This window comes from Amycolatopsis sp. lyj-109 (assembly GCF_046548995.1).
Taxonomy (GTDB): Bacteria; Actinomycetota; Actinomycetes; order Mycobacteriales; family Pseudonocardiaceae; genus Amycolatopsis.
Map to the genome: position 1 here is coordinate 261285 of NZ_JAJPWR010000006.1, position 26043 is coordinate 287327.

At 71.7% G+C, this 26043-nt stretch carries 22 protein-coding genes and 2 pseudogenes; 13 read left to right on the forward strand and 11 right to left on the reverse strand.

The genetic code is table 11. The features are described from left to right. Positions 1–6 precede the first annotated feature (6 nt). The gene (metF, locus tag ACLJQF_RS15650) at positions 7–891 is read right to left on the reverse strand and encodes a methylenetetrahydrofolate reductase [NAD(P)H] (RefSeq protein WP_410609341.1); all 885 of its coding nucleotides are present in this window, start codon (positions 889–891) and stop codon (positions 7–9) included. Positions 892–940: 49 nt separating this feature from the next. Between metF and merB the strand changes: the two genes are divergently transcribed. The 5 genes and pseudogenes from merB (at position 941) to ACLJQF_RS15675 (ending at position 5811) form a co-directional block, all read left to right on the forward strand. Beyond that, on the forward strand, positions 941–1630 hold the full coding sequence (gene merB / locus ACLJQF_RS15655; protein ID WP_410609342.1) for an organomercurial lyase: 690 nt from the start codon (positions 941–943) through the stop codon (positions 1628–1630). A gap of 61 nt (positions 1631–1691) precedes the next feature. After that, a complete protein-coding gene (locus tag ACLJQF_RS15660; protein ID WP_410609343.1) occupies positions 1692–2783 on the forward strand; it encodes a polyprenyl synthetase family protein in 1092 nt (363 codons plus the stop codon). 1 nt (position 2784) lies between these two features. Next, complete coding sequence (crtI, locus tag ACLJQF_RS15665; RefSeq protein WP_410609345.1) at positions 2785–4257, forward strand: phytoene desaturase family protein; 1473 nt, start codon at positions 2785–2787, stop codon at positions 4255–4257. Positions 4258–4525: 268 nt separating this feature from the next. Then, positions 4526–5035: pseudogene (locus tag ACLJQF_RS15670) on the forward strand (phytoene/squalene synthase family protein); the annotation flags it as partial. Then, positions 5032–5811 carry an LLM class F420-dependent oxidoreductase gene (locus tag ACLJQF_RS15675; protein ID WP_410609346.1) on the forward strand — a complete coding sequence of 260 codons (780 nt, stop codon included), beginning with the start codon at positions 5032–5034 and terminating at the stop codon, positions 5809–5811. The pseudogene ACLJQF_RS15670 and the gene ACLJQF_RS15675, both read left to right, overlap by 4 nt. 54 nt (positions 5812–5865) lie before the next feature. On the opposite strand, the pseudogene ACLJQF_RS15680 reads toward ACLJQF_RS15675, so the two are convergent. From ACLJQF_RS15680 to ACLJQF_RS15690, 3 genes and pseudogenes are all read right to left on the reverse strand, one after another. Beyond that, positions 5866–6003 (reverse strand): annotated as a pseudogene (locus ACLJQF_RS15680) (CGNR zinc finger domain-containing protein); the annotation flags it as partial. A 97-nt stretch (positions 6004–6100) separates the two neighbouring features. Further along, entirely contained in the window at positions 6101–6559 is a 459-nt protein-coding gene (locus ACLJQF_RS15685) for a hypothetical protein (protein ID WP_410609348.1), read from the reverse strand. A 57-nt stretch (positions 6560–6616) separates the two neighbouring features. Further along, positions 6617–6985 carry an Rv2175c family DNA-binding protein gene (locus ACLJQF_RS15690; protein WP_410609349.1) on the reverse strand — a complete coding sequence of 123 codons (369 nt, stop codon included), beginning with the start codon at positions 6983–6985 and terminating at the stop codon, positions 6617–6619. A gap of 103 nt (positions 6986–7088) precedes the next feature. Between ACLJQF_RS15690 and pknB the strand changes: the two genes are divergently transcribed. From pknB to ACLJQF_RS15715, 5 genes are all read left to right on the forward strand, one after another. After that, positions 7089–9107: a Stk1 family PASTA domain-containing Ser/Thr kinase gene (gene pknB, locus ACLJQF_RS15695; RefSeq protein ID WP_410609350.1), complete on the forward strand. Its 2019-nt coding sequence runs from the start codon at positions 7089–7091 to the stop codon at positions 9105–9107. Then, positions 9104–9313, forward strand: coding sequence for a hypothetical protein (locus ACLJQF_RS15700; RefSeq protein ID WP_410609352.1), 210 nt, complete (start codon positions 9104–9106; stop codon positions 9311–9313). Before pknB ends, ACLJQF_RS15700 begins: the two co-directional genes overlap by 4 nt. 55 nt (positions 9314–9368) lie before the next feature. After that, positions 9369–10874 (forward strand): SPFH domain-containing protein, encoded by a 1506-nt coding sequence (locus ACLJQF_RS15705; RefSeq protein WP_410609354.1) that lies wholly within the window; start codon positions 9369–9371, stop codon positions 10872–10874. A 138-nt stretch (positions 10875–11012) separates the two neighbouring features. After that, positions 11013–11729 (forward strand): hypothetical protein, encoded by a 717-nt coding sequence (locus ACLJQF_RS15710; RefSeq protein WP_410609355.1) that lies wholly within the window; start codon positions 11013–11015, stop codon positions 11727–11729. A gap of 173 nt (positions 11730–11902) precedes the next feature. Continuing rightward, the gene (locus ACLJQF_RS15715) at positions 11903–13219 is read left to right on the forward strand and encodes a wax ester/triacylglycerol synthase family O-acyltransferase (protein ID WP_410609357.1); all 1317 of its coding nucleotides are present in this window, start codon (positions 11903–11905) and stop codon (positions 13217–13219) included. A 2-nt stretch (positions 13220–13221) separates the two neighbouring features. Here ACLJQF_RS15715 and ACLJQF_RS15720 read toward each other — a convergent pair whose 3' ends face one another. After that, entirely contained in the window at positions 13222–13821 is a 600-nt protein-coding gene (locus tag ACLJQF_RS15720; RefSeq protein WP_410609359.1) for a TetR/AcrR family transcriptional regulator, read from the reverse strand. Between the two features lie 70 nt (positions 13822–13891). Here ACLJQF_RS15720 and ACLJQF_RS15725 point away from each other — a divergent pair, with 70 nt between their 5' ends. Together ACLJQF_RS15725 and ACLJQF_RS15730 are read left to right on the forward strand one after the other, a co-directional pair. Next, the gene (locus ACLJQF_RS15725; RefSeq protein ID WP_410609361.1) at positions 13892–14290 is read left to right on the forward strand and encodes a nuclear transport factor 2 family protein; all 399 of its coding nucleotides are present in this window, start codon (positions 13892–13894) and stop codon (positions 14288–14290) included. Then, entirely contained in the window at positions 14287–14871 is a 585-nt protein-coding gene (locus ACLJQF_RS15730; protein ID WP_410609362.1) for a LuxR C-terminal-related transcriptional regulator, read from the forward strand. The genes ACLJQF_RS15725 and ACLJQF_RS15730 overlap by 4 nt, the downstream gene beginning before the upstream one ends. Positions 14872–14874: 3 nt before the next feature. Here the strand turns inward: ACLJQF_RS15730 and ACLJQF_RS15735 are convergent, their stop codons facing one another. Continuing rightward, complete coding sequence (locus ACLJQF_RS15735) at positions 14875–16266, reverse strand: class II 3-deoxy-7-phosphoheptulonate synthase (RefSeq protein WP_410609363.1); 1392 nt, start codon at positions 16264–16266, stop codon at positions 14875–14877. Between the two features lie 24 nt (positions 16267–16290). Between ACLJQF_RS15735 and ACLJQF_RS15740 the strand changes: the two genes are divergently transcribed. After that, entirely contained in the window at positions 16291–16887 is a 597-nt protein-coding gene (locus tag ACLJQF_RS15740; protein ID WP_410609364.1) for a phosphatase PAP2 family protein, read from the forward strand. A 9-nt stretch (positions 16888–16896) separates the two neighbouring features. Here the strand turns inward: ACLJQF_RS15740 and ACLJQF_RS15745 are convergent, their stop codons facing one another. From ACLJQF_RS15745 to gltB, 5 genes are all read right to left on the reverse strand, one after another. Continuing rightward, on the reverse strand, positions 16897–17208 hold the full coding sequence (locus tag ACLJQF_RS15745; protein WP_410609365.1) for a hypothetical protein: 312 nt from the start codon (positions 17206–17208) through the stop codon (positions 16897–16899). A 41-nt stretch (positions 17209–17249) separates the two neighbouring features. Next, entirely contained in the window at positions 17250–18644 is a 1395-nt protein-coding gene (locus ACLJQF_RS15750) for an alpha/beta hydrolase (RefSeq protein WP_410609366.1), read from the reverse strand. Positions 18645–18725: 81 nt separating this feature from the next. Then, positions 18726–19613 (reverse strand): trypsin-like serine peptidase, encoded by an 888-nt coding sequence (locus ACLJQF_RS15755; protein ID WP_410609367.1) that lies wholly within the window; start codon positions 19611–19613, stop codon positions 18726–18728. A 164-nt stretch (positions 19614–19777) separates the two neighbouring features. Beyond that, positions 19778–21286, reverse strand: a complete 1509-nt coding sequence (locus ACLJQF_RS15760) for a glutamate synthase subunit beta (protein ID WP_410609368.1) — start codon at positions 21284–21286, stop codon at positions 19778–19780. Beyond that, complete coding sequence (gltB, locus tag ACLJQF_RS15765; RefSeq protein WP_410609370.1) at positions 21279–25832, reverse strand: glutamate synthase large subunit; 4554 nt, start codon at positions 25830–25832, stop codon at positions 21279–21281. Before gltB ends, ACLJQF_RS15760 begins: the two co-directional genes overlap by 8 nt. Positions 25833–26043 lie beyond the last annotated feature (211 nt).

Sequence of the window (26043 nt, forward strand, 5' to 3'; positions counted from 1 at the left end):
ACGTACTTAAGCACGGGCCGGGACGAGCCCGAGCCGGGCGATCACCTCGCGCGTCGCCTTCGAGCGGTTGAACGTGTAGAAGTGCAGGTTCGGCACGCCCTCGGCGATCAGTTTCTCGCACAGCTCGGTGGTGACGTCGATGCCCGCCGCGCGGAACGCCTTGGGGTCCTCGGCCAGCGGTTCGAGCCGGTCCAGGAGCTTGCGGGGGGCCGGCGCGCCGGACAGCTTGATCGTCGTCTGCAGCGTCCGCCAGGTCGTCAGCGGCATCACGCCGGGCAGCACCGGCACGTCGCAGCCGGTCGCGGCGACCCGGTCGCGCAGGCGCAGGAAGTCCTCGGCGTCGTGGAACAGCTGCGCGATCGCGAAGTCCGCACCCGCCCGCAGCTTGCGGACCAGGTACTTCGTGTCCGACTCCAGGTCGGCCGAGCGCGGGTGGCCGTAGGTGTACGCCGACACGCCGATGCAGAAATCGCCCAGCTCGCGCACCAGCTGGACCAGCTCTTCGGCGTACTGGAGGCCCTCCGGGTGCGGGATCCAGTCGCCGTAGACGTCGCCCGGCGGGTCGCCGCGCAGCGCGAGGATGTTGCGGACGCCGACCGAGGCGTACCAGCCGATCACGTTGCGCAGCTCGGCGACGGAGTGGTTGACCGCGGTCAGGTGCGCCATCGGCACCAGCGTCGTCTCGGTCGCCACGCGGGCGATGCTGCGGATCGTGCCGTCGCGGCTGGAGCCGCCGGCGCCGTAGGTGATCGACATGTAGGCCGGGTCGAACGGCTCGAGCTCCCGGATCGCCTTCCAGAGGACGGCCTCGTCCGCCGTGTCCCGGGGTGGGAAGAACTCGATGGAGAACTTCGGCCCGTCTCCGCGCAACCGCTCGATCACCGACGTCATACCTCGAATGTTAGGGGTCCCGGCTCTAGACTCGATACAGGAGTGAGCGATGAGGGCCGACGACGCCAGCTGGGACGAGGACGTGCGCCTCGCGGTGTACCGCGCCTTCGCCCGCCACGGCCGCGCCCCGAGCGCGCCCGAGCTGGCCGACGCCGCGGGTGGCTCGCTGGCCGTCGCCAAGCAGGCCCTGCACCGGCTCGCCGGCGCTCACCACCTGGTGCTCGACGAGTGGGAGCACGTCGTCCTGGCCCACCCCTTCGCCGCGAAGTCGCTCGGCTTCTCCGTGATGGGCGCGCACACGCTGTGGTGGGGCGGCTGCGCGTGGGACTCCTTCGCCATCCCGCACCTGGTCGACACCGAGCCGGAGGTGCTCGTGGCGACCCGCTGCCCCGGGTGCGGGCAGCCGCACGCGCTGGTCGTGAACCGGCACGTGCCGCCCGAAGGCAGCCAGGTGGCGCACTTCCTGGTGCCCGCCGCGCGGATGTGGGACGACGTGCTGCACACGTGCGGAAACCAGCGTCTCTTCTGTTGCGAGTCCTGTGTGGACGCCTGGCTGACGGAAACCGGGCAGGCCAAGGGTTCCGTGCTCGACCTGGTCACCCTCTGGCGGCTCGCGCGCGGCTGGTACGCGGGCCGACTGGAGCGCGGCTACCGGCGGCGCGAACCGCACGACGCCGTCGCCTACTTCGCCGAAGCGGGCCTCACCGGGCCGTTCTGGACCGCCACCGCGGGAGTCTGATTCACCACATCCGGGTGCCCCGGCGGCCCCCACCCCCGTGCGTTCGGCGAGTATTACGGGCATGAACGCGCCCGCCGCCGACCGTGACCTGCCCGCCCACGTCGAGCGCGCGCTGGCCGGATTCCTCGAGCGGGCGGGCACCGCGATCCTCGAAACCGAGCCCACCGTGGCCGCCGGGATCGACGCGCTGCGCGGGTTCGTGCTGGGCGGCGGCAAACGCTTGCGCCCGACCTTCGCCTGGTGGGGCTGGCGCGGTGCGGGCGGCGACCCGGCCGGCCCGGACGCCGAGGGCGTGCTGCAGGCGGTGTCCAGCCTGGAGCTGATCCAGGCGTGCGCGCTGATCCACGACGACCTCATCGACTCCTCCGACTCCCGCCGCGGCAACCCGACCGTGCACATCGCCGGCGCGAAGCTGCACGCCGACCGCGGCTGGCTCGGCTCCCCGACGACGTTCGGCCTGGCCACCGCGGTCCTGGTCGGCGACCTGGCACTGGCCTGGGCCGACGACATGTTCGCCGACGCAGCCCTGCCCGCCGAAACGCTCGCCGCGGCCCGCCCGGCCTGGCGCGCGATGCGCACCGAAGTGCTCGCCGGGCAGTACCTCGACGTCCGCACGCAGGCCACCGGGGACGCCTCCGTCGAGGCCGCGCTCAAGATCGACCGGCTCAAGACCGCCGCCTACACCGTGCAGCGGCCGCTGCACCTGGGCGCCGCGCTCGGCGGCGCCTCCCCGGAACTGATCGGCACGCTGCTGGAGTTCGGCGGCGAGGTCGGCGTGGCGTTCCAGCTGCGCGACGACCTGCTCGGCGTCTTCGGCGACCCGTCGGTCACCGGCAAGCCCGCCGGCGACGACCTGCGCGAGGGCAAGCGCACGCTGCTCGTCGCGCTCGGCCTGCAGCTCGCCGCGGAGAAGGGTGAGCAGGCCGCGGCCACGGTGATCGCCGACGCGATCGGCGACGCGGACCTGTCCGACGAGGGCGTCGAGACCGTCCGGATGGCGTTGCAGCAGGTCGGCGCGGTCGACGCGGTCGAGCGCCGGATCGACGAGCTGACGACGGCGGCGATGGCCGCGCTGGAGCGCGCCCACCTGGCCGAGCCGGCGCCCGCCGCGCTGACCGGCCTGGTCGTCAAGGCCACCCAGCGGACGTACTGACGTGCGGACGATCGACCGGCCGGCCGACCACGTCGTCGTCATCGGCGCGGGACTGGCCGGGCTTTCGGCGACCCTGCACCTGCTCGGCGCGGGACGGCAGGTCACGCTGCTGGAACAGGCGGACGTCCCGGGCGGCCGGGCCGGGCAGCGGCACTTCGACGGCAACGCCGTGGACACCGGCGCGAGCGTGCTCACCATGCCGGAGCTGCTCGAAGACGCGTTCGCCGCGGTCGGCGAGCCCCTGGCCAAGAACCTGCGCCTGACCCGGCTCGACCCGGCGTACCGGGCGCGGTTCGCCGACGGCAGCTCCCTCTCCCTGCACACCGACGGCGACGCGATGGAGGCCGAAATCCGCGCCTTCGCCGGCGCCCGCGAGGCGGCGGGCTACCGGGCGCTGCGGCGCTGGCTGACCGAGCTGTACGCCGCGCAGAAGGACCGCTTCCTGGCGGCGAACTTCGATTCGCCGCTCGACCTGGCCCGCCCCGAGCTGGCGAAGCTCGCCGCGCTGGGCGGCTTCGGGCGGCTCGGCCCGCGCGTCGGCCGTTACCTGCTCGACGAGCGCGTCCGGCGGCTCTTCACCTTCCAGGCGCTGTACGCCGGTCTCGACCCGGCTCGCGCGATCGGCGCGTACGGCGTTATCGCCTACATGGACACCGTCGGCGGCGTCTTCTACCCCGAAGGCGGGATGGGCGAAATCGGCCGGGCGATGACCGGGGCCGCCGCGCGAGCGGGCGCCGACGTGCGGTTCGGCACCGAAGCCGCGTGGCTCGAGCGGGTGCATTCGCGGGTGCGCGCGGTCCGGACGCGCTCAGGCGAGCGGATCGCCTGCGACGCCGTCGTGCTGGCCACCGAGCTGGGCACGGCCTACCGGCTCCTCGGGGCACGGCCGAAACGACCCGTGCCGCTGCGCTACTCGCCGTCCGCCGTGGTCCTGCACGGGCGGACCACCGAAAAGTGGGACCTCGGCCACCACACGATCTTCTTCGGCGGTGCCTGGGAGCGGACGTTCGCCGAGATCATCCGCGAGGGCAAGCTCATGAGCGACCCGTCGCTGCTGGTCACGAGGCCGACGGCGACCGACCCGGGGCTGGCCGGGCGCGGCGGCGAGATCGTCTCGGTGCTCGCGCCCGCCCCGAACCTGCGCCGCGGCCCGATCGACTGGGACCGCGTCCGCGGGCCGTACCGCGAAGAGCTGCTTCGCACGCTGGAGACGCGCGGGCTGACCGGCTTCGGCGGCGGGTTCACCGTCGACGAGACGATCACCCCGGCGGACTGGGCGGCGCGCGGGCTCACCGCCGGGACGCCGTTCTCCCTGGCGCACACGTTCACCCAGACGGGCCCGTTCCGGCCGGCGAACCTGGTCCGCGCGGCGGGCAACGTCGTGCTGGCCGGCTGCGGCACCACCCCGGGCGTCGGCATCCCGCCGGTGCTCATCTCCGGACGACTGGCGGCGGAAAGGGTCACCGGCCGGTGAACGAACTCGACGCGGCTGCCGGCCCGGGCCCGGGCACACGCTGCACGGATTCGCGCGGATGGCCGATTTCGTGTCTGCCGCGGCTCTCGTGAGTGGTACTTAGGGTTCTGGCGAACGGTCATTGCCGACCTACGTTGTCAGTAGGGCCAACTCGCCGCCCGGAACGGCCAATTCACGCACCGGAACGGCCAACTCGCCGGCGGTGTGGGTGAGTTGGCCGTTCCCGCGGGTGAATTGGTCGTTCCGGTTGGTGAGTTGGCCGCCGGGGGGCTCGGCCGCGGTGATCGGGCTGCAGATGCTGCCGGTGTTCGGCACGGTCGGGCCGCTCGCCGACGCCGAGCCGGGCGCGATCGCGCTGGGCGAGGCGTTCCAGCTGACGAACTTCCTGCGTGACGTCGGCGAGGACCTCGACCGCGGACGGCTCTACCTGCCGCTCGACGAGCTGGCGGCCTTCGGCGTCTCGCGCGCGTTGCTCGAGGCGAGGCGGCCCGACCCGCGGATCCGGGCGGCACTGGCGTACTTCGTCGCGCGGACGCGGGCGGTGTACCGGCGGGCCGCGGCGGGGGTGGCGTTGCTGCGTCCCGAATCGCGGTCGTGCGTGCGGACGGCATTGACGCTGTACGAGGGCATTCTGGACGAGATCGTCGCCCTGGACTACGACATCCTGACGCGGCGGGCGGTCGTGCCGAAGTCGCGGAGGCTGGTAGTCGCGCTACCACCCTTGGCCGCGGTCTGGGCGCGCGAGACGCTCCGCGGCGGTCGTAGGCTGCGTTCATGACCGAACGACGCATCCGGATCGGCCTGCAGCTCCAGCCGCAGCACGCCGACTACGACACCATCCGGCGCACCGCGTCGGCCGCCGAAGACCTCGGCGCCGACATCGTCTTCAACTGGGACCACTTCTACCCGCTGTACGGCGAGCCCGATGGCATGCACTTCGAGTGCTGGACGATGCTCGGCGCGTGGGCGGAGTCGACGTCCCGGGTGGAGATCGGCGCGCTCGTCACCTGCAACAGCTACCGCAACCCCGAACTGCTCGCCGACATGGCCCGCACGGTGGACCACATCTCCGGCGGCCGGCTGATCCTCGGCATCGGCTCCGGCTGGTTCGAGAAGGACTACGACGAGTACGGCTACGAGTTCGGCACCGCCGGCGGCCGGCTCGACGACCTCGCGGAGTCGCTCCCCCGCATCGAGTCGCGCCTGGGCAAGCTGAACCCGGCGCCGACCCGCAAGATCCCGGTGCTGATCGGCGGCGGTGGGGAAAAAAAGACACTGAAGCTGGTCGCCAAGCACGGCGACATCTGGCACGGCTTCGGCGACCCGGAGGTCGTCGCCCGCAAGGTCAAGATCCTCGACCAGCACTGCGCGGACGTCGGCCGCGACCCGGCCGAGATCGAGCGTTCGTGCGGCGTCCAGGGCGAGCCGGACGAGCTGGGCCCGAAGCTCCTGGAGCTGGGCGTCACGACGTTCACCGTCGGCGTGGGCGGCCCGGACTACGACCTCGACGCGCTGAAGTCCTGGATCGCCTGGCGCGACAAGACCCAGGGCTGAGCTCGTTGTTCGTGAAGGCCACCTTGAGGAACTACAAGTTTCTGAAGGTGGCCTTCACGGCTTTTGGGCGCGGTGGGCAGCGACGCGTTCGCGCGTCGCGCACCGGGGCGAGCAGTAGCGGCGAGGACTGCCGCCGCCGGTGTGCGCGAACGGCTTCCCGCACGTCGGTGCCGCGCACAGCCCGCCCGGGACGTCTCGGCTTCCGGGTCCTGGTCCGCAACGCGCCGCTGCGGCGGGCGACCGTCGCCTCGACCATCTCCTGCATGGGGATCGGGATGGTCACCGTGTGTTACCCGCTGCTGGGTGCGGCGCACCTGCGCGGCCCGGCGGACGGCGCGCTGCTGCTGACCGTCCTGGCGGTGGCGTCACTGCTGGCCAACGCCGTCTTCGCGAAGAAGCCGCTGCCGTGGGCCCCGGACCGGACGGTGTGGCTGAGCACGCTGCTCCTCGCGGCGAGCGGCGTCCTCGCCGCCGCGGCGCACGACGTCACGCCGCTCGTCGTCGCGGCCGTGCTGGCCGGATTCGCCGAAGGTCCGCAGCTCACGGCGGTGTTCGCGATCCGCCACCGCGAGGCGCCGGAGCACGTGCGGGCGCAGGTGTTCACCACGGCGGCGAGCGTGAAGATCACCGGGCTGGCCGCGGGGGCAGCGCTGGCCGGCCCGATGGCGGCGTGGTCGCTCCCGGCGTGCCTGCTCACCGCGGCGGGTGTCCAGGTCGCCGCCTCAGTCAGGTATCTGCGCAGTGGCATCCGGGACTTCGCCCCGGGCCGGGGCTCCGCCACCCGGACCCCCGAAAGAGCTGCAGGTCAGAACGCCATGGCCTGCGCACGCCGCTTGACCTCGGTGCCGTGGCTGGTCCGCAGGGCGTTGATCGGCGTGTTCCCGGGCAGCGTGTCGTCCGTGGTGAACAGCCACCGCAGCATCTCGGTCCGGCTGAACCCGGAGTCGGCGAGCACGGTGATCGTGCCCGTCAAACCCTTGACGACGCCGTCCTTGACGAAGAAGTCGCTGGGCACGCACAGTTCGCCGCGGCGCCGCACCGCGATCAGCTGCCCGTCGCGCAGCATCTGCCGGACCTTGTTGCTCGACGTCCCGAGGACGTCCGCCACCTCCTGCAACGGGAGGACCGCGATGGCGGTGTCGAGGATGTCTTCGGCGACAGGAATCCCACTCACAGGTGACACTGTGCCACATTCCGTCCCCGCACCCGCTAGTGCGCACGGGTGACCCGCGAGGTCTCCTCCACGAGGCGTGCACGGTTCCGTACGATCCATACTCGTGACACGCACCCAACCCAGCCTGGTCGGCACGCTCCTGGAGCGGCGCTACCGGGTGGACCGGCTGCTCGCCCACGGCGGAATGTCTTCCGTCTATCGGGGGACGGACACCCGGCTGGACCGTCCGGTCGCGATCAAGATCATGGATCCGCGCTTCGCCGACGATCGGTCGTTCGTGGACCGGTTCGTCCGCGAGGCGCAGTCCGCGGCGCAGCTGCACCACCCGCACGTCGTGGCGGTGCACGACCAGGGCTTCGACCTGCCGACCGGCGCGGAGTCGGGGCTGGCGTTCCTGGTGATGGAGCTGGTCGACGGCGGGACGCTGCGCGACCTGCTGGACGACGAGGGCCCGCTGGACGTCGCGGTGGCGCTGAGCGTCGCCGAGCCCGTGCTGTCGGCGCTGGCCGCCGCGCACCTGGCCGGGCTGGTGCACCGGGACGTGAAACCGGAGAACGTGCTGATCGGCCGGGTCGGGCAGCACACCGGCGGGGCGGTGAAGGTCGCCGACTTCGGCCTGGTGCGGGCCGTGGCGAGCGCGGGCACGACCAGTTCGAGCGTCATCCTCGGCACGGTCGCCTACCTCGCCCCCGAGCAGGTCGAGACCGGCGCGGCGTCTTCGCGCGGCGACGTCTACTCGGCCGGGATCCTGCTCTACGAAATGCTGACCGGCCGGGTCCCCTACATCGGGGACACGGCCATTTCGGTGGCCTACCGGCACGTGAACGACGACGTGCCGCGGCCGAGCGAGCTGCGCCCGGACCTGCCGCCGGCGCTCGACGACCTGGTCGTCCGGGCGACGCGGCGGGACCCGCGGCTGCGGCCGGCCGACGCCGGGGAGTTCCTCACCGAGCTGACCGCGGTGCGCGCCCAGCTGGGGCTGCTGCCGGTGACCGTGCCGATCCCGGTGTCCCACGGCCAGGGCGACCTCGCCGACACCGAGCGCACGCTGCCGCGGATCCCGCTGGTGCCGGACACCGAGAAGACGATGCCGGTGCACCGCCCGAACGCGACGCGCGCGCTGAGCCACGGCGCTCCCCCGATGACCGCGCAGGTGCCGCCCGTGGCCCCGGCGCCGCCGCGGCGGCGGAGCCGGCCCGAGCCGGAGAAGCCGCCGCGGGACAACCGCAAGCGGATCCTGGTGATCGCGGCCGCGGTGCTGCTGCTCGGCGGGCTGATCGGGGCGTTCGCGTTCATCCTCACCGACACCGGCGGCGACAAGACCTCGCGGGTGCCGAAGCTGGTCGGGCTGAACCAGGCCGCGGCCGGTGACGCGCTGCGGGCGGTGAAGCTGAACCCGCAGTTCAGCCAGGAGTTCGACAACACGGCGCCGTCGAACACCGTGCTGCGCGCCGACCCGGCCGAAGGCACGACGCTGTCGCCCAACGCGACGGTCTCGGTGGTGCTGTCCAAGGGCCGCCCGCAGGTGCCGGACATCCGGCCGGGCACCGCGCTCCCGGACGCCGAGCAGGCGATCAAGGCGGCGCAGCTGACCCCGGTCCGCGGCAGCGACGACTTCGACGCCGACGTCCCGCAGGGTGCGGTCATCCGCACGACGCCGTCGGCAGGCAGCCAGCTGACCATCGGCGGCCAGGTCACGATCATCGTGTCGAAGGGCCCGATCCCGTTGCCGCCGGTCCCGGACGTGACCGGCCAGTCCAAGGACGACGCGTTCAAGCTGCTGCAGCAGGCCGGGTTCGAGCCGTTCCAGGCGGGCGAGGAGTTCAAGCAGGACGTCCCGGCCGGCGCGGTCACCCGGACCGACCCGCCGGCGAACTCGCCGGCCAAGGCCAAGCGGATCGGCGTGTTCGTCAACAACGCCGTGCAGGTGCCGGACGTCCGGTTCCGCTCGTTCGACGACGCCCAGAAGATCCTGGAGCAGGCGGGCCTGAAGGCCGACCGCGACGGCGGCCGGGGACGCGGCAACGGCGGCGGGTTCGACTTCGTCTTCCAGCAGGACCCGGCGCCGGGCACGTTCGTGGCGAAGAACTCCAAGGTCAAGCTGAAGGGCTTCGGGGGATGATCGGCAGCCGGGGCCGGGTGACGGGCACGATCGGCCCCGGCCTCATCGGCGAGGTGCTCCTGAACGTCCGGGGCGGCACGGAGGCGTTCTACGCCTACCCGGCCGACCCGGACGAGAGCTTCACCTCCGGCACCCAGGTGCTCGTGGTCGACTTCGAACCCCCTCGGACGGTTTATGTCGAGCGGTGGCAACCGCTGACCCGCTGACGGCGTCGTAGAGGCACCAACGCACCTACAACAGAAAAGCGAGGGGGTCGGTGCCATGAGTCTCGTGGAAATCCTGCTGTCCGCGGCGGGCGGGCTCATCGTCGTGCTGATCGTGGTCTTCGGGGTCCTGCGGCTGCTGTACAAGGTCGCCGAGCCGAACGAAGCGCTGATCATCTCCGGGCTGGGGGTCCGCGTCGACCGCGCGGACACCGCGGACAGCCTGGGCTTCAAGATCATCACCGGCCGCGGGGTGAACGTCATCCCCGGGTTCCAGACCGCCCGGCGGCTGTCGCTCGACACCCGCGGCGTCAACCTGCAGGTCTCCTGCGTGACCAAGCAGGGGCTGCCGGTCACCGTGCGGGCCGTCGTCATCTACAAGGTCGGGGACGACTTCGCTTCGATCGCCAACGCCGCCCGCCGGTTCCTCGACCAGCAGAAGGGCATGAACGACACGATCCACGAGCTCTTCAGCGGGCACCTGCGCTCGATCGTGGGCGGGCTGACCATCGAGGAGATGATCCACAACCGGGACGCGCTCACCGGCGAGGTGCGCCAGTCCTCGGCCACCGAGATGATCAAGCTGGGGCTGATCGTCGACTCGCTGCAGATCCAGGAGATCGACGACGAGTCCGGCTACATCAACAACCTCGGCAAGCCGCACGCCGCCGCGATCGCCGCGTCGGCCCGGATCGCCGAGGCCCAGCGCGACCAGGAGGCCGCCGAGGTCGAGCAGGTCTCCGCCGCGAAGAAGGCCGCCGCCGTCCGCGAAAGCCAGATCCAGCAGGCCGGCTACCAGGCCGAGGTGGACCAGGCGCGGGCGAAGGCGTCCCAATCCGGTCCGCTGGCCGAGGCGACCGCGCGCCAGGAGGTCGTCGTCCAGGAGACGCGCGCCGCCGAGCTGGAGGCCGCGCTGGCCGAACAGCGGCTGCAGTCGCAGGTCCGCAAGCCGGCCGACGCGAAGGCCTACGACACGCGTACGACGGCCGACGCCGCCCGTGACGCTTCCATCGCCAAGGCCCAGGCCGAAGCGCGGGAGACCGAGCTGCGGGCCGCGGCGGACGCGACCCGGGTGAAGACGGCCGCCGAGGCCGAGGCCCAGGCCACGAAGGCCCGCGCCGAGGCGATGGCGGGCGCGACCCGGGCGACCGGTGAGGCCGAGGCCGCCGCGGCCAAGGCCCGCGGCCTGGCGGAGGCGGAAGCCGCGAAGGCGCGTGGCCTCGCCGAAGCCGAGTCGGCCCGGGCGAAGGGGCTCGCCGAGGCGGACGCGATCAAGGCGCGCGCCGCGGCGCTGGCGGAGAACCAGGAAGCCGTCGTCGCGCAGCAGCTGGCCGAGCGCTGGCCGGAGATCGTCGAAGCCGGCGCGAGCGCGTTCGGCAACATCGACCACATGGTCGTGCTCAACGGCGCCGACGGCATGTCCGACATGTTCGCCAAGGCCCTCTCGCTCGGCGGGACCGGCCTCGGCCTGGCCCGGCAGCTCATGGACGCCATGGGCAAGCCGGCCGAGAAGGAGCTCGACGAAGCCGCGCGGAAGAACGGCGAGCTGAAGCTGAGCGACTGAACCGTCACTCTGAGCGTACGGCCTTTGTGTCCCGGATCACGGGAAGCAAGGGCCGTACGCCCGATCGGGGGCGGAAATTCCCGGGCGGTTGTCCTACCGTGGGCGCATGGTGCCGGACAGCGTGTCGCGGGCCGCCCGATGAGCAGCTTCTTCACCGGCGGTCCGCGCGAGCGTCCCCTGTTCCCCGTCCCGGAACAGGAGCTCTACGCGTTCAACGGACGGCACTGGACCGACCCTCCGCGCGAGCACATCGTCCCGGCCGTGCTGCCGTGGGCGCAGCCGCTGGGCCGCTCCGAACGCACGGTGGTCGCCCTGCGGGCCATCGAGGTGTGGCCGGAGGCGCTGACCCTGCGCATCACGGTGTTCTCGCGCGACAGCCTGGTCGACGACCCCGCCGAGGGGCTGATCGACCACCGGCGCAAGCCCGACTACAACGGGCTGCTGATCGGCGTGCTCTACGCCGACGGCAGCCGGGCGAGCTCCGAGACGATCTCGGTGCCGTCCGCGTCCGAACCGGAGGCCCCGGTGCTGCGGGCCCAGCCGGTCGGCGGCACGCGGTTCGCCGTCGAGCACGACGTGTTCCTCTGGCCGCTCCCCTCGGCCGGCCCGCTGAAGCTGGTCGTGCAGTGGACGGACCGGGAGATCCCGGAGACCCGCACGACGCTCGACGGCGGCGCGATCCGCTCCGCGGCGAAGGACGCCGCGGAAATCTGGCCGGGACTCGGCCGGCGGCAGGTGAACGGCCTGCCGGTGCGCCGCGTCGGCAAGCAGGTCGCGTTCACCCCCGATTGGGGGACGCCGGTCGACCGGGCGGAAGAACCCCGGCCTGCGCCAGGAGAAGAATCCCGTTCTTGATCTGTGAGCCCGGGCACCGCGGCCCGGGGTATCTCGAATGGATGAACGGGGTGGGTAGTTAGCGTCGTGGAAACACTTCGACCACCCGGCCGTCATGTCGGGCTGGTGCAGTGGGTTCCTTCCCTTCCGACGCACGTGGCCGTGCGCCCCCCGCGAACCCGGAAAGGTCGCCCATGACAGGCTCGCCGCTCAGCGCACTCGACGTCGCTTTTCTTTGCCTGGAAAGCGAAACCAGTCCGATGCACATGGGAGCGGTGGTCACCTTCACCGCCCGCGGCCCGGTCGAACCGGCCGCGTTGACGGCGTTGCTCGCGCAGCGGGCCGCCCGGCTGCCGAAGCTGCGCCAGCGGGCACGCACGGAACTGTTCCCGCCGGGCTCGGCCAGCTGGAGCGACGACCCGGAATTTGTTGCGGCCGACCACATTCACCACGTGGTGTTGAGTTCCCTGTACGAGCCGGACCCCCTCGCCGCATATGCGTCGCGCTGGATCGCCGAGCCGCTCGACACGAGCCGGCCGCTGTGGGACCTCACCCTGGTCACCGGCCTGCCGGACGGGAAGTTCGCGCTGCTGCTGAAACTGCACCACGCGCTGACCGACGGTGCCGGCGCGTACGCGGTCGCGGCCGGGCTGCTCGACGGCGTCAAGCTGCCGGAACCCAGCTCCGCGCCGACCCCCCGCATCCCCGCCCCGCGCTCCACTTTGGACACGGTCAAGGACGCGCTGGGCACGGTGTGGGGCCAGGCGAACGAGACCGCCGGGATCGCGTCGTCGCTCGTGCGGGCCGCGCGCCCGCCCCTCTCGCCGGTGTCGGCACCGCCGTCGGCCGAGCGGCGCCTCGGGTTCGTCCGACTGCCGCTGGCCGAGCTGCGCCGGGTACGCCGCGCGCACGGCGGGACGACCAACGACGTCGTCCTGGCGGTGCTGTCGGGGGCGCTGCGCGAGTGGCTGGTGAACCGCGGGCAGCGGGCCGACGGCCGCACGCTGCGCGCGCTGATCCCGGTGAGTGTGCGCGGCCGGGCCGGCGCGCAGCTGGGCGGCAACAAGCTTTCGGGGTACCTGTGCGACCTGCCGGTCGGCGAGGACGACCCGGTCGAGCGGCTGCGGGTGGTCCGCCGGTCGATGACCCGCAACAAGGCGGCGGGCCCGAGCCGCGGCGCCGGCGCGCTGCCGCTGCTCGCCGACCGCGTCCCGCCGTTGCTGCACCGCCTGGGCACGCGCACGGCGGGCCGCGCCGCGCCGATGCTGTTCGACCTGGTGATCACGACGGTCCCGGTGCCCCCGGCCCGCCTCTCGCTCGACGGCGCCCGGCTGGCGGAGGTCTACCCGTTCGTGCCGCTGGCCCCGCGCCACGCGGTGGGCATCGCGGTCGCGACGTACCGGGATTCGGTCCACATCGGACTGCAGGCCAACGGCGCGGCGGTGCCGGACGTGGGCTCGCTGCGGGACGCGGTGCTGAAGTCGACGGCCCGGCTGCTCGACGCCTCCTAGCGCTACCCGCGCTCCCTCTCGGCCGCCCGGATCAGCGCCTGGGCGGCCCAGCGCATCACCTCCGTGGCCTCGTCCGGGTCCAGGTGACACGCGTCCCGGGTGACGATCAGCGACTCGACGCCGTAGACGAGCATCAGGGCCATCGTCAGCCGGCGGTGCACCTCGGGCGGCAGCACGCCTTCGAGCGGCTCGAGGACCTGCCGCGTCATGCGGATGCGCGTCTCCCCGCGCACCGGTGACTCCGCCGAGCCGCCACCCTGGGAGAACCAGCGGTCGAGGTTGGCGCGGACCAGGCCGCGCCAGGACGGCTCGTCGCCGAACTGCAGTTCGGCGATGTAGCGGATCACCGCGTCCATCCGCGCCACCGGGTCGTCCCCGGTCTCCGCCAGCAGCTCGCCGACGTGGATGTGCTGCCCCGACCGCTCGGCCAGCCCGGCCCAGAGCGACTGGGGGCTCGGGAAGTACCGGTAGGCCGTCGCGGTGGACACCATCGCGGCCTCGGCCACCTCCGCCACCGTCAGCGGACGCCCGTCCTTGACCATGCCGGCCGCGGCTTCGAGCAGCGCGGTGCGGGTGCGCTGTTTCTGGTTGTCGCGGCTCATCGTGGGAAAATCTCCTTGACATGAGAGAGCTTTCTCATGACGATAGCATCATCCTAGGAGGGGGAGACTGATGACACCGGAAGAAATGGACAAAATCCTCGGCGCGCACTTCGCGGCCGAAGCGGCGCACGACCTCGACGCGATCCTCGCGACGCTCAGCGACGACGTCGTGCACGACGCGGTCGGGTTCCCCGTGGAGAAGCTGCGGGACCCCGAAGCGATCCGCGACCGCTACAAGTTCCTGTTCACCGCGATGCTCGACGAGAAGATCGAGCCCGTCTCGCGGCTGTACGGCGACGACTTCCTCGTCGACGAATGCCAGGTCACCTGCCTGACCGGCGAAGGGTTCCCGGGCGCGCCGGCCGGGCAGCGGGTGACCTTCCGGCTGCTGCACGTCTGCGAGTTCCGCGACGGCCGGATCAGCCGTGAGAACGTCTGGCAGGGCCCGCCCGTCCCGGTCAGCGGGTGACCACCACCGTGGTCCTGGCCGGCGCCCATCCGCCGGCCGTGCGCGCGGCCACCACCGGAATCACGGTGGTGGCCGAGGCGCGCACCGGCCCCGAAGCGATCGAGGCCGTGCGCCGCCACCGTCCGGACGTCCTGGTGCTGGACCTCGCCCTGGGCGCGGACGTGGCGGCCCGCGCCGGAGTGCCGGTCCTGGTCTTCACCGCGCCGGACGACGACGTCGCGATCACCGGCGCCCTGCGTGCCGGGGTGCGCGGCTACCTGCCCGCACACACCGGACCGGCCGATGTCGCGCACGCGATCCGCAACGTCGCGGCCGGCGCGATCGTGTTCGGCGACGGCCTCGCGGACCGGATTCCCCGGCTGCTGCTGTCCCCCGCACCGCTGCCGGACCTCAGCCCGCGGGACCGCGAGATCCTGGCGCTGGCCGCGGGCGGCGTCGCCGACGCGGTGATCGCGCGCCGCCTCGGGATCGCGCCCAAGACGGTGCGCAATCGCGTCTCCGTGATCAGCGTGAAACTGGGGGCCAGGGGGCGCGCGGAAGCGCTCACCCTGGCCCGCACCGCCGGCCTGGCGCCGGTGTAGGCCTCAGCCGCGCAGCATCTCCGCGACCAGGAACGCCAGCTCCAGCGACTGCTGCGTGTTCAGCCGCGGGTCGCAGGCCGTCTCGTAGCGGCCCGACAGGTCGACGTCCGAGATCTCCTGGGCGCCACCCAGGCACTCCGTGACGTCCTCGCCCGTCAGCTCCACGTGGATGCCGCCGGGGTAGGTGCCCAGCTGGTTGTGCACCTCGAAGAAGCCCTGGACCTCGTCGACGATCCGGTCGAAGTGCCGGGTCTTGTACCCGGTCGACGCCTCGTGGGTGTTGCCGTGCATCGGGTCGCACTGCCAGATGACCTTGTGCCCGGACGCCTCGACCTTCTCGACGATCGCCGGGAGCACCTCGCGGACGTTGCCGTTGCCCATCCGCGAGATGAGCGTCAGCCGACCCGGCTCGAAACGCGGGTCGAGCCGCTCGACGTACTCCAGCGCCTGCTCCGGCGTGGTCGTCGGGCCGATCTTCAACCCGATCGGGTTGGCCAGCAGCTCGGCGAACGCGATGTGCGCGCCGTCCAGCTGGCGGGTCCGCTCGCCGATCCAGAGGAAGTGCGACGAGAGGTTGTAGAGCTTCGGGTTGGCGGCGTCGGCGTTGTCGAGACGCAGCATCGAACGCTCGTAGTCGAGCAGCAGGGCCTCGTGGCTGGCGAAGATCTCGGTCGACTGCAGGGACGTGTCGGTGACGCCGCACGCCGACATGAACCGCAGGCCGCGGTCGATCTCGTTGGCCAGTGATTCGAAGCGCTGTGCCGCCGGCGACGCCGACACGAAGTCCTTGTTCCAGTCGTGCACCTGGTGCAGGTCGGCCATGCCCGCCGCCGTGAGGGCGCGGACCAGGTTCATCGCCGCGCCCGCGTTCGCGTAGGCGCGGATCATCCGGCCGGGGTCCGGCACGCGCAGCTCGGGCTTGGCGACCAGGGAGTTGATGATGTCGCCGCGGTACACCGGCAGGCCCAGCGCGTCCGTCGCGGCCGAGCGGGGCTTCGCGTACTGACCGGCGATCCGGCCGACCTTGACCACCGGCAGGCTGGCGCCGTAGGTGAGCACGACCGCCATCTGCAGCAGCGTGCGCAGGTTGGCCCGGATGTGCGGCTCGGTGTTGGACTCGAACGTCTCCGCGCAGTCACCACCCTGCAGGAGGAACGCCTCGCCGCGGGCGACCATCGCCAGCCGGCCCTTCAGCCGGTCGATCTCGGCCGGGACGGTGATCGGCGGCACGCTCTCCAGCACGGCGCGGACCCGCCGGGTCGCCTCGGGGTCGGGCCACTCCGGCTGCTGCGCGGCCGGGCGGGCCAGCGCCTTGTCGAGCTGCTGACGCAGTTCGGGCGGCAGCGGCGGCAGCTCGGGCAGTGTGTCGACGGGGACGTCCACAGTCCAGTTCACACACACCAATATAGGGTTCGCGTCGTGCTCCGCTTCGCCAGGTTTGCGACTGAAGTCCTGGCCCCCTGGGTATGGGTCCTCACGCTGCCCCTCGCCGTCGCCTGGGCCGCCACCGGGCACCGGCCGCTCCCGGCGCTGGGCTGGGGTCTGCTGATCTCCGTCACCGGCTCGCTGATCCCCATGGCGGTGATCGTCCGCGGGGCGAAACGCGGCAAGTGGGACGGCCACCACGTGACGAACCGGGCGGGTCGCCGGATCCCGCTGCTGGCCGCCGGGGTGTCGCTCGGCCTCGGGTTCGCCGTGCTGCTCGCCGGGGGCGCGCCCGCGCAGCTGATCGCCCTGGCGGCGTCGATGCTGGCGAGCCTGCTGGTCGCCGTGGCGATCACATTCGGTGCGAAGTTCAAGATCTCCCTGCACGCCGCGGTCGCCTCGGCCGCCGTCGTGGTGCTGGCCCTGACGTACGGCCCGTGGGCGCTGCTGCTCGCGCTGCCGGCAGCCTGGGTGGCGTGGTCGCGCGTCGCGCTGCGCGACCACACCACGCCGGAGGTGCTGGCCGGCCTGCTGATGGGGGTCGTCGTCGGCGGTGGCGGCTACTGGGCGCTGCTCACCGCCGTGACCTGACCCCCGGGATCAGCAGGGCCGTCCCGAGGCGAACGTCGCGAACACGTTGGCGCTCGAGAACGCCGGGATCCGCAGCATCAATCCACTGTATTTCGGGCCGGTGAACAGGCACCAGTTGTTCTGACTGCCGTTTTGTTCGGCGAACGCGGTGAACGGCGGCGTGATCGACGGTGTCGACACCCCAAGGCAGATGTCATTGCCGTCCGTGCCGAGCAGCCGGAGGCTTTCCGGAATGCAGAACGTGGTCCGGGCCGACGCCGCGGGGGCGGCCACCAGGACCGCGGCCAGCACGGACACGACGAAGAACATCATTCTTTTCATGATTGTTTCCCCTTGTTTCCCCCGAGGGGGAAATGTCCCCCTCACCGTCCAGACTGACAGGAACCGTCCGCCGCGGGGAAGACCCCGTCACGCAGATAGCCCAGCACTGCTTCGTTTCCGCAAGCGTTTTCCCGCGTGAAGACACCGTGCCCGCCGGCGTCGACGGTCACCATCCGCGCACGGGTTCCGAACGCCGCCCGCGTCTCGCGCGCGCCCGACAGCGGGGTCGCCGGGTCGCGCAGGTTCTGCACCAGCAGGACGTTCGCCGGGCCGGGACCGCCGACGCGCACCGGCGGCTCGGCGCGTTCGGCCGGCCAGAACGCGCACGGGTTCACGTTCGCCGCGGCCGGGCCGAACATCGGGTGCCGCGCCCGTTCGCGTTCGACCGCGCGCTGGTAGTAGCCGACCTGCTCGGGCCAGTCGGCGTCGTTGCAGATCACCTGGAGCTGGAGTGCGGCGTGGTTGTCGCCGTCGAGCGGCCCGGCCGCGGCGCGCGCGGTGCCTGCCCACTCCGCGGCGACCGCGGGGAAGCGCGCGTCGTCATAGAGCCCGTTCCACGTGTTCGACCGGAATTCGGGCCCGCGGACGGCGGCGAGCTCGAAGAACTTCGCCGTCACCGCCGCCGGGGTCCGCCCCAGGTGGTAGCCGTCGTCACGCTGGGCCGCCCAGGCGGCGAAGTCGGGGAAGCGGTCGTCGAACCCTTCGGCGAAGCGCTGGTTGGCACGGACGTCGAGGCCGCGCGGGCCGAGGACGCTGTCGAGCACGATCCGGTCGGTGCGGCCGGGGAACATCGACGCGTAGGCGGCGCCGAGGTAGCTGCCGTAGGACACGCCGTAGTAGGAGATCTTCTTCTCCCCCAGCGCTTCCCGGATCCGGTCGAGGTCACGGGCGGTGTTCGCGGTCGTCATGTGCGGCAGCAGGTCCGTTGTGGACGAACCGCCGCACTTCCCGGCCACGGCACGCGCTTTCGCCGCGGTGGTGGCGACGTCCCGCGGCCCGGCCGCGTACGGGCCGAGGACCGCGCCGCGCTCCTCCGCCGTCGTCATGCCGCACGTCACCGGCGTGCTGTAGGCGGTGCCGCGGGGATCGAAGCCGATGACGTCGTAGGCGTCCGGCAGGCCGGAGTCACCCATCCGCTGCCGCAACTGGGCGGGCATGGCAAGTCCGGGACTACCCGGCCCGCCGGGGTTCATCAGCAGCACGCCGCGGCGTCTGCCGGGGGTGCCGGCGCTGCGGGACAGGGTCAGCTCGATGGTGCGGTCCGGGTGCGCGTAGTCGAGCGGCACGCGCAGGGTGGCGCATTCGAGGCCGGCCGTCGGGGACGGCGTCATGCCGTAGTCCGGGCAGGGGACCGTCCACTGCACTCGTGGGGCCGCGTCCGCCGGGGGTGCCGCGAGCAGGGGCAGGGAGGCCAGCGCGATCAGGGTTTTCCGCATGCCCCCAGCCTGGTTCGCCCGGCGCGCGCAGACGTCAGCCCAGGGACCGGAACTCCCGCTCCGCCCCTGGGCTGACGTGGGTCACGCGGCCTGCGCGCGGGTGTAGAGGTTCTGCGCGTCGGCGCCGAAGTACGGCCCGAACATGTAGCCGGGCAGGAAGTTGTAGCCGAAGCTGTTCACCGAGGCCTGCGCGCCGGTACCGGTGCCCTCGTTGAACGAGAGGAACCACGGCCCGCCGCTGGAGCCACCGGTCATGTTGCAGCTCATGCCGTGGTCCTTGGTCAGCAGGAAGTCGGTGAAGGTGCTGCCGCTGCAGTAGATCAGCTTCGTGCCGTCGTAGGGCGCCGCGGCCGGGTAGCCGAAGGTGTACATGCTCTGGTTCTTCGGCTGGTTGAAGGCGATGCCCTGCGCGCCGACGACGTCCGTGAGCCGCTGGCCGTTGAGCGGGTTCACCACGGCCATGCCGACGTCGTAGTTGATGTCCTCACTGGCTTCCCACTGCGGCGTGGTGAGGGTGGTCTTCGCCGCCCACTGGCCGTAGGGGACGTTGCCGTTGTTGTAGCCGGGCACGAAGACCCACTGGGTGTGCCAGCTGCCCTGGTACTTCACGCAGTGCCCGGCGGTGACGACGACACTGCCGTTGGTGCTGGTGACGGCGTCCCCGGAGCACGACGCTTTCTGGCCGTTGAACAGGAAGAACACCCGCCCGGCGGTCTGGGTGACCTTGCCGCCGCCGGTCCAGGGCCCACCGCCGTTCGGAATGCTCCGGATGATCGCGCTCTGCCCTTTGGCCACGTCTTTCGGCGTGAAGGCGGGGGCTTTGACGAGCGAGTCCATCGGAACGGCCGCCCGCATGGCATCGGGCGTCCAGAAGGGTTTCGGTGCGGCCTGGGCGGGGGTACCGACCAGGGCGAACGTGAGCGAAAGGACGGCGGTGACCACCGCGGCCCGGAGTTTCGTGTGCTTCAAGACGCCCCACCTTCCGCAGAAGTGAATCGTCGCAAAGGCGACACAGCTACTCGAAAGTAGTTGTCCCGACACGGAGCGCACAGCCGCCGTTCGGCCTAACAGCCGTGAAGGCCACCTTCAGGAAGTTTAACTTCCTCAAGGTGGCCTTCACGAACCTTGATCGGTCAGACGACGGCGAGCGGGAGGGCTGTGGGGTGCACCGGCGCCGGGAGGTCTGACGCGCCGGTCAGGTACGTGTCGACCGCGTTGGCCACCGAACGGCCCTCCGCGATCGCCCACACCACCAGGGACGCCCCGCGGTGCGCGTCGCCGCAGACGAACACGCCGGGGGACTCCGTCTGCCAGTCCGTGCCGCACGACAGCGTTCCGCGTCGGGTCAGGGACAGGCCCAGGCCGCCGAGCAGCGGCATCTCCTCGACGCCCTCGAAGCCGATCGCCAGCAGGACCAGGTCCGCCGGGACCGTCTCGACCTCGTCGTTGACCGGGATGACCTCACGGCGGCCGGTCGCCGGGTCCTTCTGCACCCGGACCTGCTGCAGCTCGATCGCCGTCACGCGGCCCTCGTCGTTGCCGACGAACCGGCGAACCGCCACCGCGAACTTCCGCTCGCCCGCCTCCTCGTGCGCCGCGTACGTGCGCAGGATGTACGGCCAGGTCGGCCACGGCGACCGCGCGTCGTCCCTGACCGAAGGCGGTGTCGGGTACTGGTCGAGCTGCGTCACCGACAGTGCGCCCTGGCGGGTGGCCGTGCCGTAGGAGTCCGCGCCCGTGTCGCCGCCGCCGATGATCACCACGTGCTTGCCGCGCGCGTCGATCGACGGCGGGCCGTCGCCCTCGACGAACTTGTTGGCCGGCACCAGGTGCTCCATCGCCAGGTGGATGCCCTTGAGGTCCCGTCCCGGCGTCGTCGTGTCGTCGCGGCCGCGCAGCGCGCCGACCGCGAGGACCACCGCGTCGTACTGCGCACGCAGGTCGTCCACCGACAGGTCGACGCCGACCTCGCAGCCCGTCACGAACCGGGTGCCCTCCTTGCGCAGCTGCGCCAGGCGCCGGTCGAGGACCTTCTTCTCCATCTTGAACTCGGGGATGCCGTAGCGCAGCAGGCCGCCGAGCCGGTCGTCGCGCTCGAACACGGTGACCTCGTGCCCGGCGCGGGTCAGCTGCTGCGCGGCGGCGAGCCCGGCCGGCCCGGAGCCGACGATCGCCACCCGGCGGCCACTGGACACTTCGGACACCTGCGGCTGGACGTAGCCCGCTTCCCAGGACTGGTCGGCGATCGTCTGCTCGACGCGCTTGATCGACACCGGTCCGCCCGAGGCCGGCGAGATCGACAGCACGCAGCCCGCCTCGCACGGCGCCGGGCACAGCTTCCCGGTGAACTCGGGGAAGTTGTTGGTGGCGTGCAGCCGGTCGCTCGCCGCGGCCCAGTCGCCGCGGCGGACCAGGTCGTTCCACTCCGGGATCAGGTTGCCCAGCGGGCAGCCGGAACCGCCGGAGTGGCAGAACGGGATGCCGCAGTCCATGCACCGCGACGCCTGCTTGCGCACCTGTTCGTTGCGCTCGGCCGGGGGGACGTCCGCGTAGACCTCGCCCCAGGAAGAAAGCCGTTCCTCATAGGACTTCTTCGCAGGCTCTTCGCGGTCGTACTTCAGGAAACCGGTCGGGTCAGCCACGAGCGGCCTCCATGATCGCCTCGTCGACGTCGCGGCCGGCGGCGCGCGCCGCCTTTGCCGCGTCCAGGACCCGCTGGTAGTCACGCGGCATCACCTTGGTGAACGCCACGGAGCGGCGCGGCCAGTCGCCGAGCAGCGAGGCCGCCACCGCCGAGCGGGTGAAATCGTAGTGCTGCTGCACGGTTTTCTTCAGCCACGCCAGGTCGTCGGCGGTCGGGCGCAGCAGGTCCACCATGTCCTGGTTGACCTTCTTCGCGTCGACGTCGAGGACGAAGGCGATGCCGCCGGACATGCCGGCCGCCAGGTTGCGCCCGGTCGGGCCGAGCACCACCGCGCGGCCGCCGGTCATGTACTCGAAGGCGTGGTCGCCGACGCCCTCGGCGACGACCGTGGCACCGGAGTTGCGGACGCAGAAGCGTTCGCCGACCTGGCCGCGCAGGAAGATCTCGCCGCCGGTGGCGCCGTAGGCGATGGTGTTGCCCGCGATCGTCTGCGCCTCGGCCGCGAAGACCGCCTCCGGGTCGGGGCGGACGACGATCCGGCCGCCGGAGAGGCCCTTGCCGACGTAGTCGTTCGCGTCGCCGACCATGTCGAGGGTGATGCCGCGCGGCAGGAACGCGCCGAGCGACTGCCCAGCCGAGCCGGTGAGCGTGACGTGGATCGTGCCCTCGGGCAGGCCGTCGCCGCCGAAGCGGCGGGTGATCTCCGAGCCGAGCAGCGTGCCGACGGTCCGGTTGACGTTGCGCACCGGCAGCTCGATGTTCACCTGGTGCGCGTCTTCCAGCGCCGCCTCGGCGAGCTGGATGAGCGTGCGGTCCAGCGCGTGCTCGAGGCCGTGGTCCTGGCCGCGGGTGCGCCGCTTGGCGCCACCGTACGGGGTCTCCGAAGGCATCTCGAAGATCGGCGACAGGTCCAAACCGGACGCCTTCCAGTGGTCGACGGCCTCGTCGGTGTCCAGCAGCTCGGCGTGGCCGATGGCCTCGTCGAGCGTGCGGAAGCCCAGCGCCGCCAGGGTTTCCCGGACTTCTTCGGCGACGAACTTGAAGAAGTTGACCACGTGCTCGACCTGGCCGGTGTAGCGCTTGCGCAGCTCGGGGCTCTGCGTGGCGACGCCGACCGGGCAGGTGTCGAGGTGGCAGACGCGCATCATGATGCAGCCCGCGACGACGAGCGGGGCCGTCGCGAAGCCGTACTCCTCGGCGCCGAGCAGCGCCGCGATGACGACGTCGCGCCCGGTCTTCATGGCGCCGTCCACCTGCACGGTGATCCGGTCGCGCAACCCGTTGAGCAGCAACGTCTGCTGGGTCTCGGCGAGGCCGATCTCCCACGGCGTGCCCGCGTGCTTGAGCGAGTTCATCGGCGACGCGCCGGTGCCGCCGTCGTGACCCGAGATGAGCACGACGTCCGCGTGCGCCTTGGACACGCCCGCCGCCACCGTGCCGACGCCGAGCGAGGACACCAGCTTCACGTGGATGCGGGCGTGCTCGTTGGCGTTCTTGAGGTCGTGGATCAGCTGCGCCAGGTCCTCGATCGAGTAGATGTCGTGGTGCGGCGGCGGCGAAATGAGGCCGACGCCCGGCGTCGAGTGCCGGGTCCGCGCGATCCACGGGTACACCTTGTTCGGGGGCAGCTGGCCGCCCTCGCCGGGCTTCGCGCCCTGCGCCATCTTGATCTGGATGTCGTCGGCGTTGACCAGGTATTCGCTGGTGACGCCGAAGCGGCCCGAAGCGACCTGCTTGATCGCGCTGCGGCGCTCGGGGTCGTAGAGCCGCTCGGGGTCCTCGCCGCCTTCGCCGGTGTTGGACCGGCCGCCGATCCGGTTCATCGCGATGGCCAGGGTTTCGTGCGCCTCGGCCGAGATCGAGCCGTACGACATCGCGCCGGTGTTGAAGCGCTTGAAGATCGCCTCGGCGGGCTCGACCTCGTCGAGCGGCACCGGCTCGCGGACGCCGTCCTTGAACGCGAACAGCCCGCGCAGCGTGCCGCCTTCGCGGTAGAGGCGGTGCACCTCGTCGGTGTACTTGCGGTACACCTCTTCGCGGCCGGTCTTGGACGCGTGCTGCAGCAGGAACACCGTCTCCGGCGTGAACAGGTGCAGCTCGCCCTCGCGGCGGTAGGCGTACTCGCCGCCGGTGTCGAGTCCACGGTGGACGCGGTCGGTCGGGTTCTCCGGGTACGCGCGGCGGTGGCGCGTCGCGACCTCTTCGGCGAGCACCTCGAGGCCGACGCCGCCGAGCTTCGACGACGTCCCGGTGAAGTACTCGTCGAGCAGGTCCTGGCTCAGGCCGAGGGATTCGAAGACCTGGGCGGCGGTGTACGCGCCGACCGTGGAGATGCCCATCTTGGACATGATCTTCAGGACACCCTTGACCAGGGCGTAGACGTAGTTGCGGACGGCCTTCGCGCGCTCGATGCCGGTGACCGCGCCCTGCCCGATCATGTCTTCGATGGTCTCGAAGGCCAGGTACGGGTTGACCGCGGCGGCGCCGTAGCCGAGCAGCAGCGCGATGTGGTGCACCTCGCGCGCGTCACCGGATTCGACGACCAGCGCGACGCGCAGGCGTTCCTTGGTGCGCACCAGGTGGTGGTGCACCGCGGCCACCAGCAGCAGCGACGGGATCGGCGCCATCCGGTGGTCGGAGTCGCGGTCGGACAGCACCAGCGTGCGCGCGCCGGCCGCGATCGCCTCGGACGCCTCGCGCCGGACGCGCTCGATCGCCGACGCCAGCGCCTCGGCGCCACCGTCCACTTCGTACAGTCCGGAAAGGACGCTGCAGGCGAAGCCGGGGAGGTCGCCGTCGTCGTTGATGTGGATGAGCTTGGCGAGCTCGTCGTTGTCGATGACCGGGTACGGCAGCTTCAGGTGGCGACAGGACGCCGGGCCGGGGGCCAGCAGGTTGCGCTCCGGGCCCATGATCCGCGCCATGCAGGTGACGAGCTCCTCGCGGATCGCGTCCAGCGGCGGGTTGGTCACCTGGGCGAAGTTCTGCTTGAAGTAGTCGTAGAGCAGCCGCGACCGCTTGGACAGGACGGCGGGCGGGGTGTCGGTGCCCATCGAGCCGATCGGCTCGGCGCCGTTGGTGGCCATCGGCGCGAGCAGGATCTTGAGCTCTTCTTCGGTGTAGCCGAAGGAAAGCTGGCGGCGCAGCACGGAGTCGTGGCTCTGCACGATGTGGTCGCGGTCGGGCAGCTCGGCGATCTTGAGCAGGCCGGCGTGCAGCCACGAGTCGTAGGGCAGCTCGGCGGCCAGCGCGGACTTGACCTCTTCGTCGTCCACGATCCGGCCGGCCTCGGTGTCGACCAGGAACATCTTGCCGGGCTTGAGCCGTCCCTTGGCGACGACGTCCTTCGGGGCGACGTCGAGGACACCGGCCTCGCTGGCGAGCACGACGCGGTCGTCGGCCGTGCGCCACCAGCGCGCCGGGCGCAGGCCGTTGCGGTCCAGGACCGCGCCGACCAGGCTGCCGTCGGTGAAGGTGACGCAGGCCGGGCCGTCCCACGGTTCCATCAGGCTGGCGTGGAACTGGTAGAACGCGCGGCGCTCGGGCTTCATGGTGGCGTGGTTCTCCCACGCCTCCGGGATCATCATCAGCACCGCGTGCGGCAGCGACCGGCCGCCGAGGTGCAGCAGCTCGAGCACCTCGTCGAAGGACGCGGAGTCCGACGCGTCCGGCGCGCAGATCGGGAAGAGCCTGCTCAGGTCGCCGGGAAAGACGTCGGATTCCAGCAGCGCCTCGCGGGCGCGCATGCGGTTGCGGTTGCCGCGGATGGTGTTGATCTCGCCGTTGTGGGCCACGAACCGGAACGGGTGGGCCAGGGGCCACGACGGGAAGGTGTTGGTGGAGAAGCGGGAGTGCACCAGGGCGATGGCGCTTTCCAGCCGCACGTCGCGCAGGTCGGCGAAGAACGCGGGCAGCTGCTCCGGCGTCACCATGCCCTTGTAGACGATCGTCCGCGAGGACAGGGAAGGGAAATAGGTGCCGCAGCCGGCGTTCACGCTCTCGTTCTCGACGCGCTTGCGCAGGCAGAACGCGAGTCTGTCCAGCGCCAGCCCCGATTTTCCGTCACCGGTGACGAACAGCATGGCGAAGTGCGGCATGACCGAGCGGGCGGTCGGGCCGATGTCGGCGCGGTCGGCGTCGACCGGGACCTCGCGCCAGCCGAGGACCTCGAGGCCCTCTTCGACGGCGATGCGTTCGGCCAGCCCGACGGCCTTGCGGCGCTGCTCGGCGTCCTGCGGCAGGAAAGCGATGCCGGCGGCGTAGGCGTGGTGCCCGTGCTCGTCCGGTTCGGGCAGCTCGAAGCCGGCTTCGGCGCGCAGGAGCGCGTCGGGCAGCTGGAGCAGGATGCCGGCACCGTCGCCGGAGGTGGGCTCGGCGCCCGCGGCGCCGCGGTGGTCGAGGTTGGTCAGCGCGGCCAGGCCGTCGGTGACGATGCCGTGGGAACGGCGTCCGCGGATGTCGGCCACCATGGCCACACCGCAGGAGTCCTGCTCGGTCTCCGGGTCGTACAGACCCTGCTTGCCGGGCATGGCGGAGAAGATCAACGGGACCTCCTTCGTCGTCTTGTCGTGCGGGGCCGGGACTACCGGCCGGGGAGCGCACGGGACGACGATGGCCCGCTTGTTAGCGCGACTTTAACACCTGGGAAACACGGCAGCAGCACTTCAGAGCGCCCCGGACGGCGTCGGACGGTAACGATCTGGCTGCGCGGAACGACGTAGTTCCTGATGGGTTGCCGGTAGTTCGTTCCGCTAA

Bases quoted from the DNA above. Each gene is read 5' to 3' on its own strand.
- ACLJQF_RS15720 (WP_410609359.1), bottom strand. From the start codon at position 13,821: ATGAGCCGCGACAACCAGAAACAGCGCACCCGCACCGCGCTGCTCGAA.
- ACLJQF_RS15715 (WP_410609357.1), top strand. From the start codon at position 11,903: ATGACAGGCTCGCCGCTCAGCGCACTCGACGTCGCTTTTCTTTGCCTG.
- ACLJQF_RS15710 (WP_410609355.1), top strand. From the start codon at position 11,013: ATGAGCAGCTTCTTCACCGGCGGTCCGCGCGAGCGTCCCCTGTTCCCC.
- merB (WP_410609342.1), top strand. From the start codon at position 941: ATGAGGGCCGACGACGCCAGCTGGGACGAGGACGTGCGCCTCGCGGTG.
- ACLJQF_RS15725 (WP_410609361.1), top strand. From the start codon at position 13,892: ATGACACCGGAAGAAATGGACAAAATCCTCGGCGCGCACTTCGCGGCC.
- ACLJQF_RS15660 (WP_410609343.1), top strand. From the start codon at position 1,692: ATGAACGCGCCCGCCGCCGACCGTGACCTGCCCGCCCACGTCGAGCGC.
- ACLJQF_RS15745 (WP_410609365.1), bottom strand. From the start codon at position 17,208: ATGAAAAGAATGATGTTCTTCGTCGTGTCCGTGCTGGCCGCGGTCCTG.
- metF (WP_410609341.1), bottom strand. From the start codon at position 891: ATGACGTCGGTGATCGAGCGGTTGCGCGGAGACGGGCCGAAGTTCTCC.
- ACLJQF_RS15705 (WP_410609354.1), top strand. From the start codon at position 9,369: ATGAGTCTCGTGGAAATCCTGCTGTCCGCGGCGGGCGGGCTCATCGTC.
- ACLJQF_RS15685 (WP_410609348.1), bottom strand. From the start codon at position 6,559: ATGCCACTGCGCAGATACCTGACTGAGGCGGCGACCTGGACACCCGCC.
- ACLJQF_RS15700 (WP_410609352.1), top strand. From the start codon at position 9,104: ATGATCGGCAGCCGGGGCCGGGTGACGGGCACGATCGGCCCCGGCCTC.
- ACLJQF_RS15675 (WP_410609346.1), top strand. From the start codon at position 5,032: ATGACCGAACGACGCATCCGGATCGGCCTGCAGCTCCAGCCGCAGCAC.
- ACLJQF_RS15750 (WP_410609366.1), bottom strand. From the start codon at position 18,644: ATGCGGAAAACCCTGATCGCGCTGGCCTCCCTGCCCCTGCTCGCGGCA.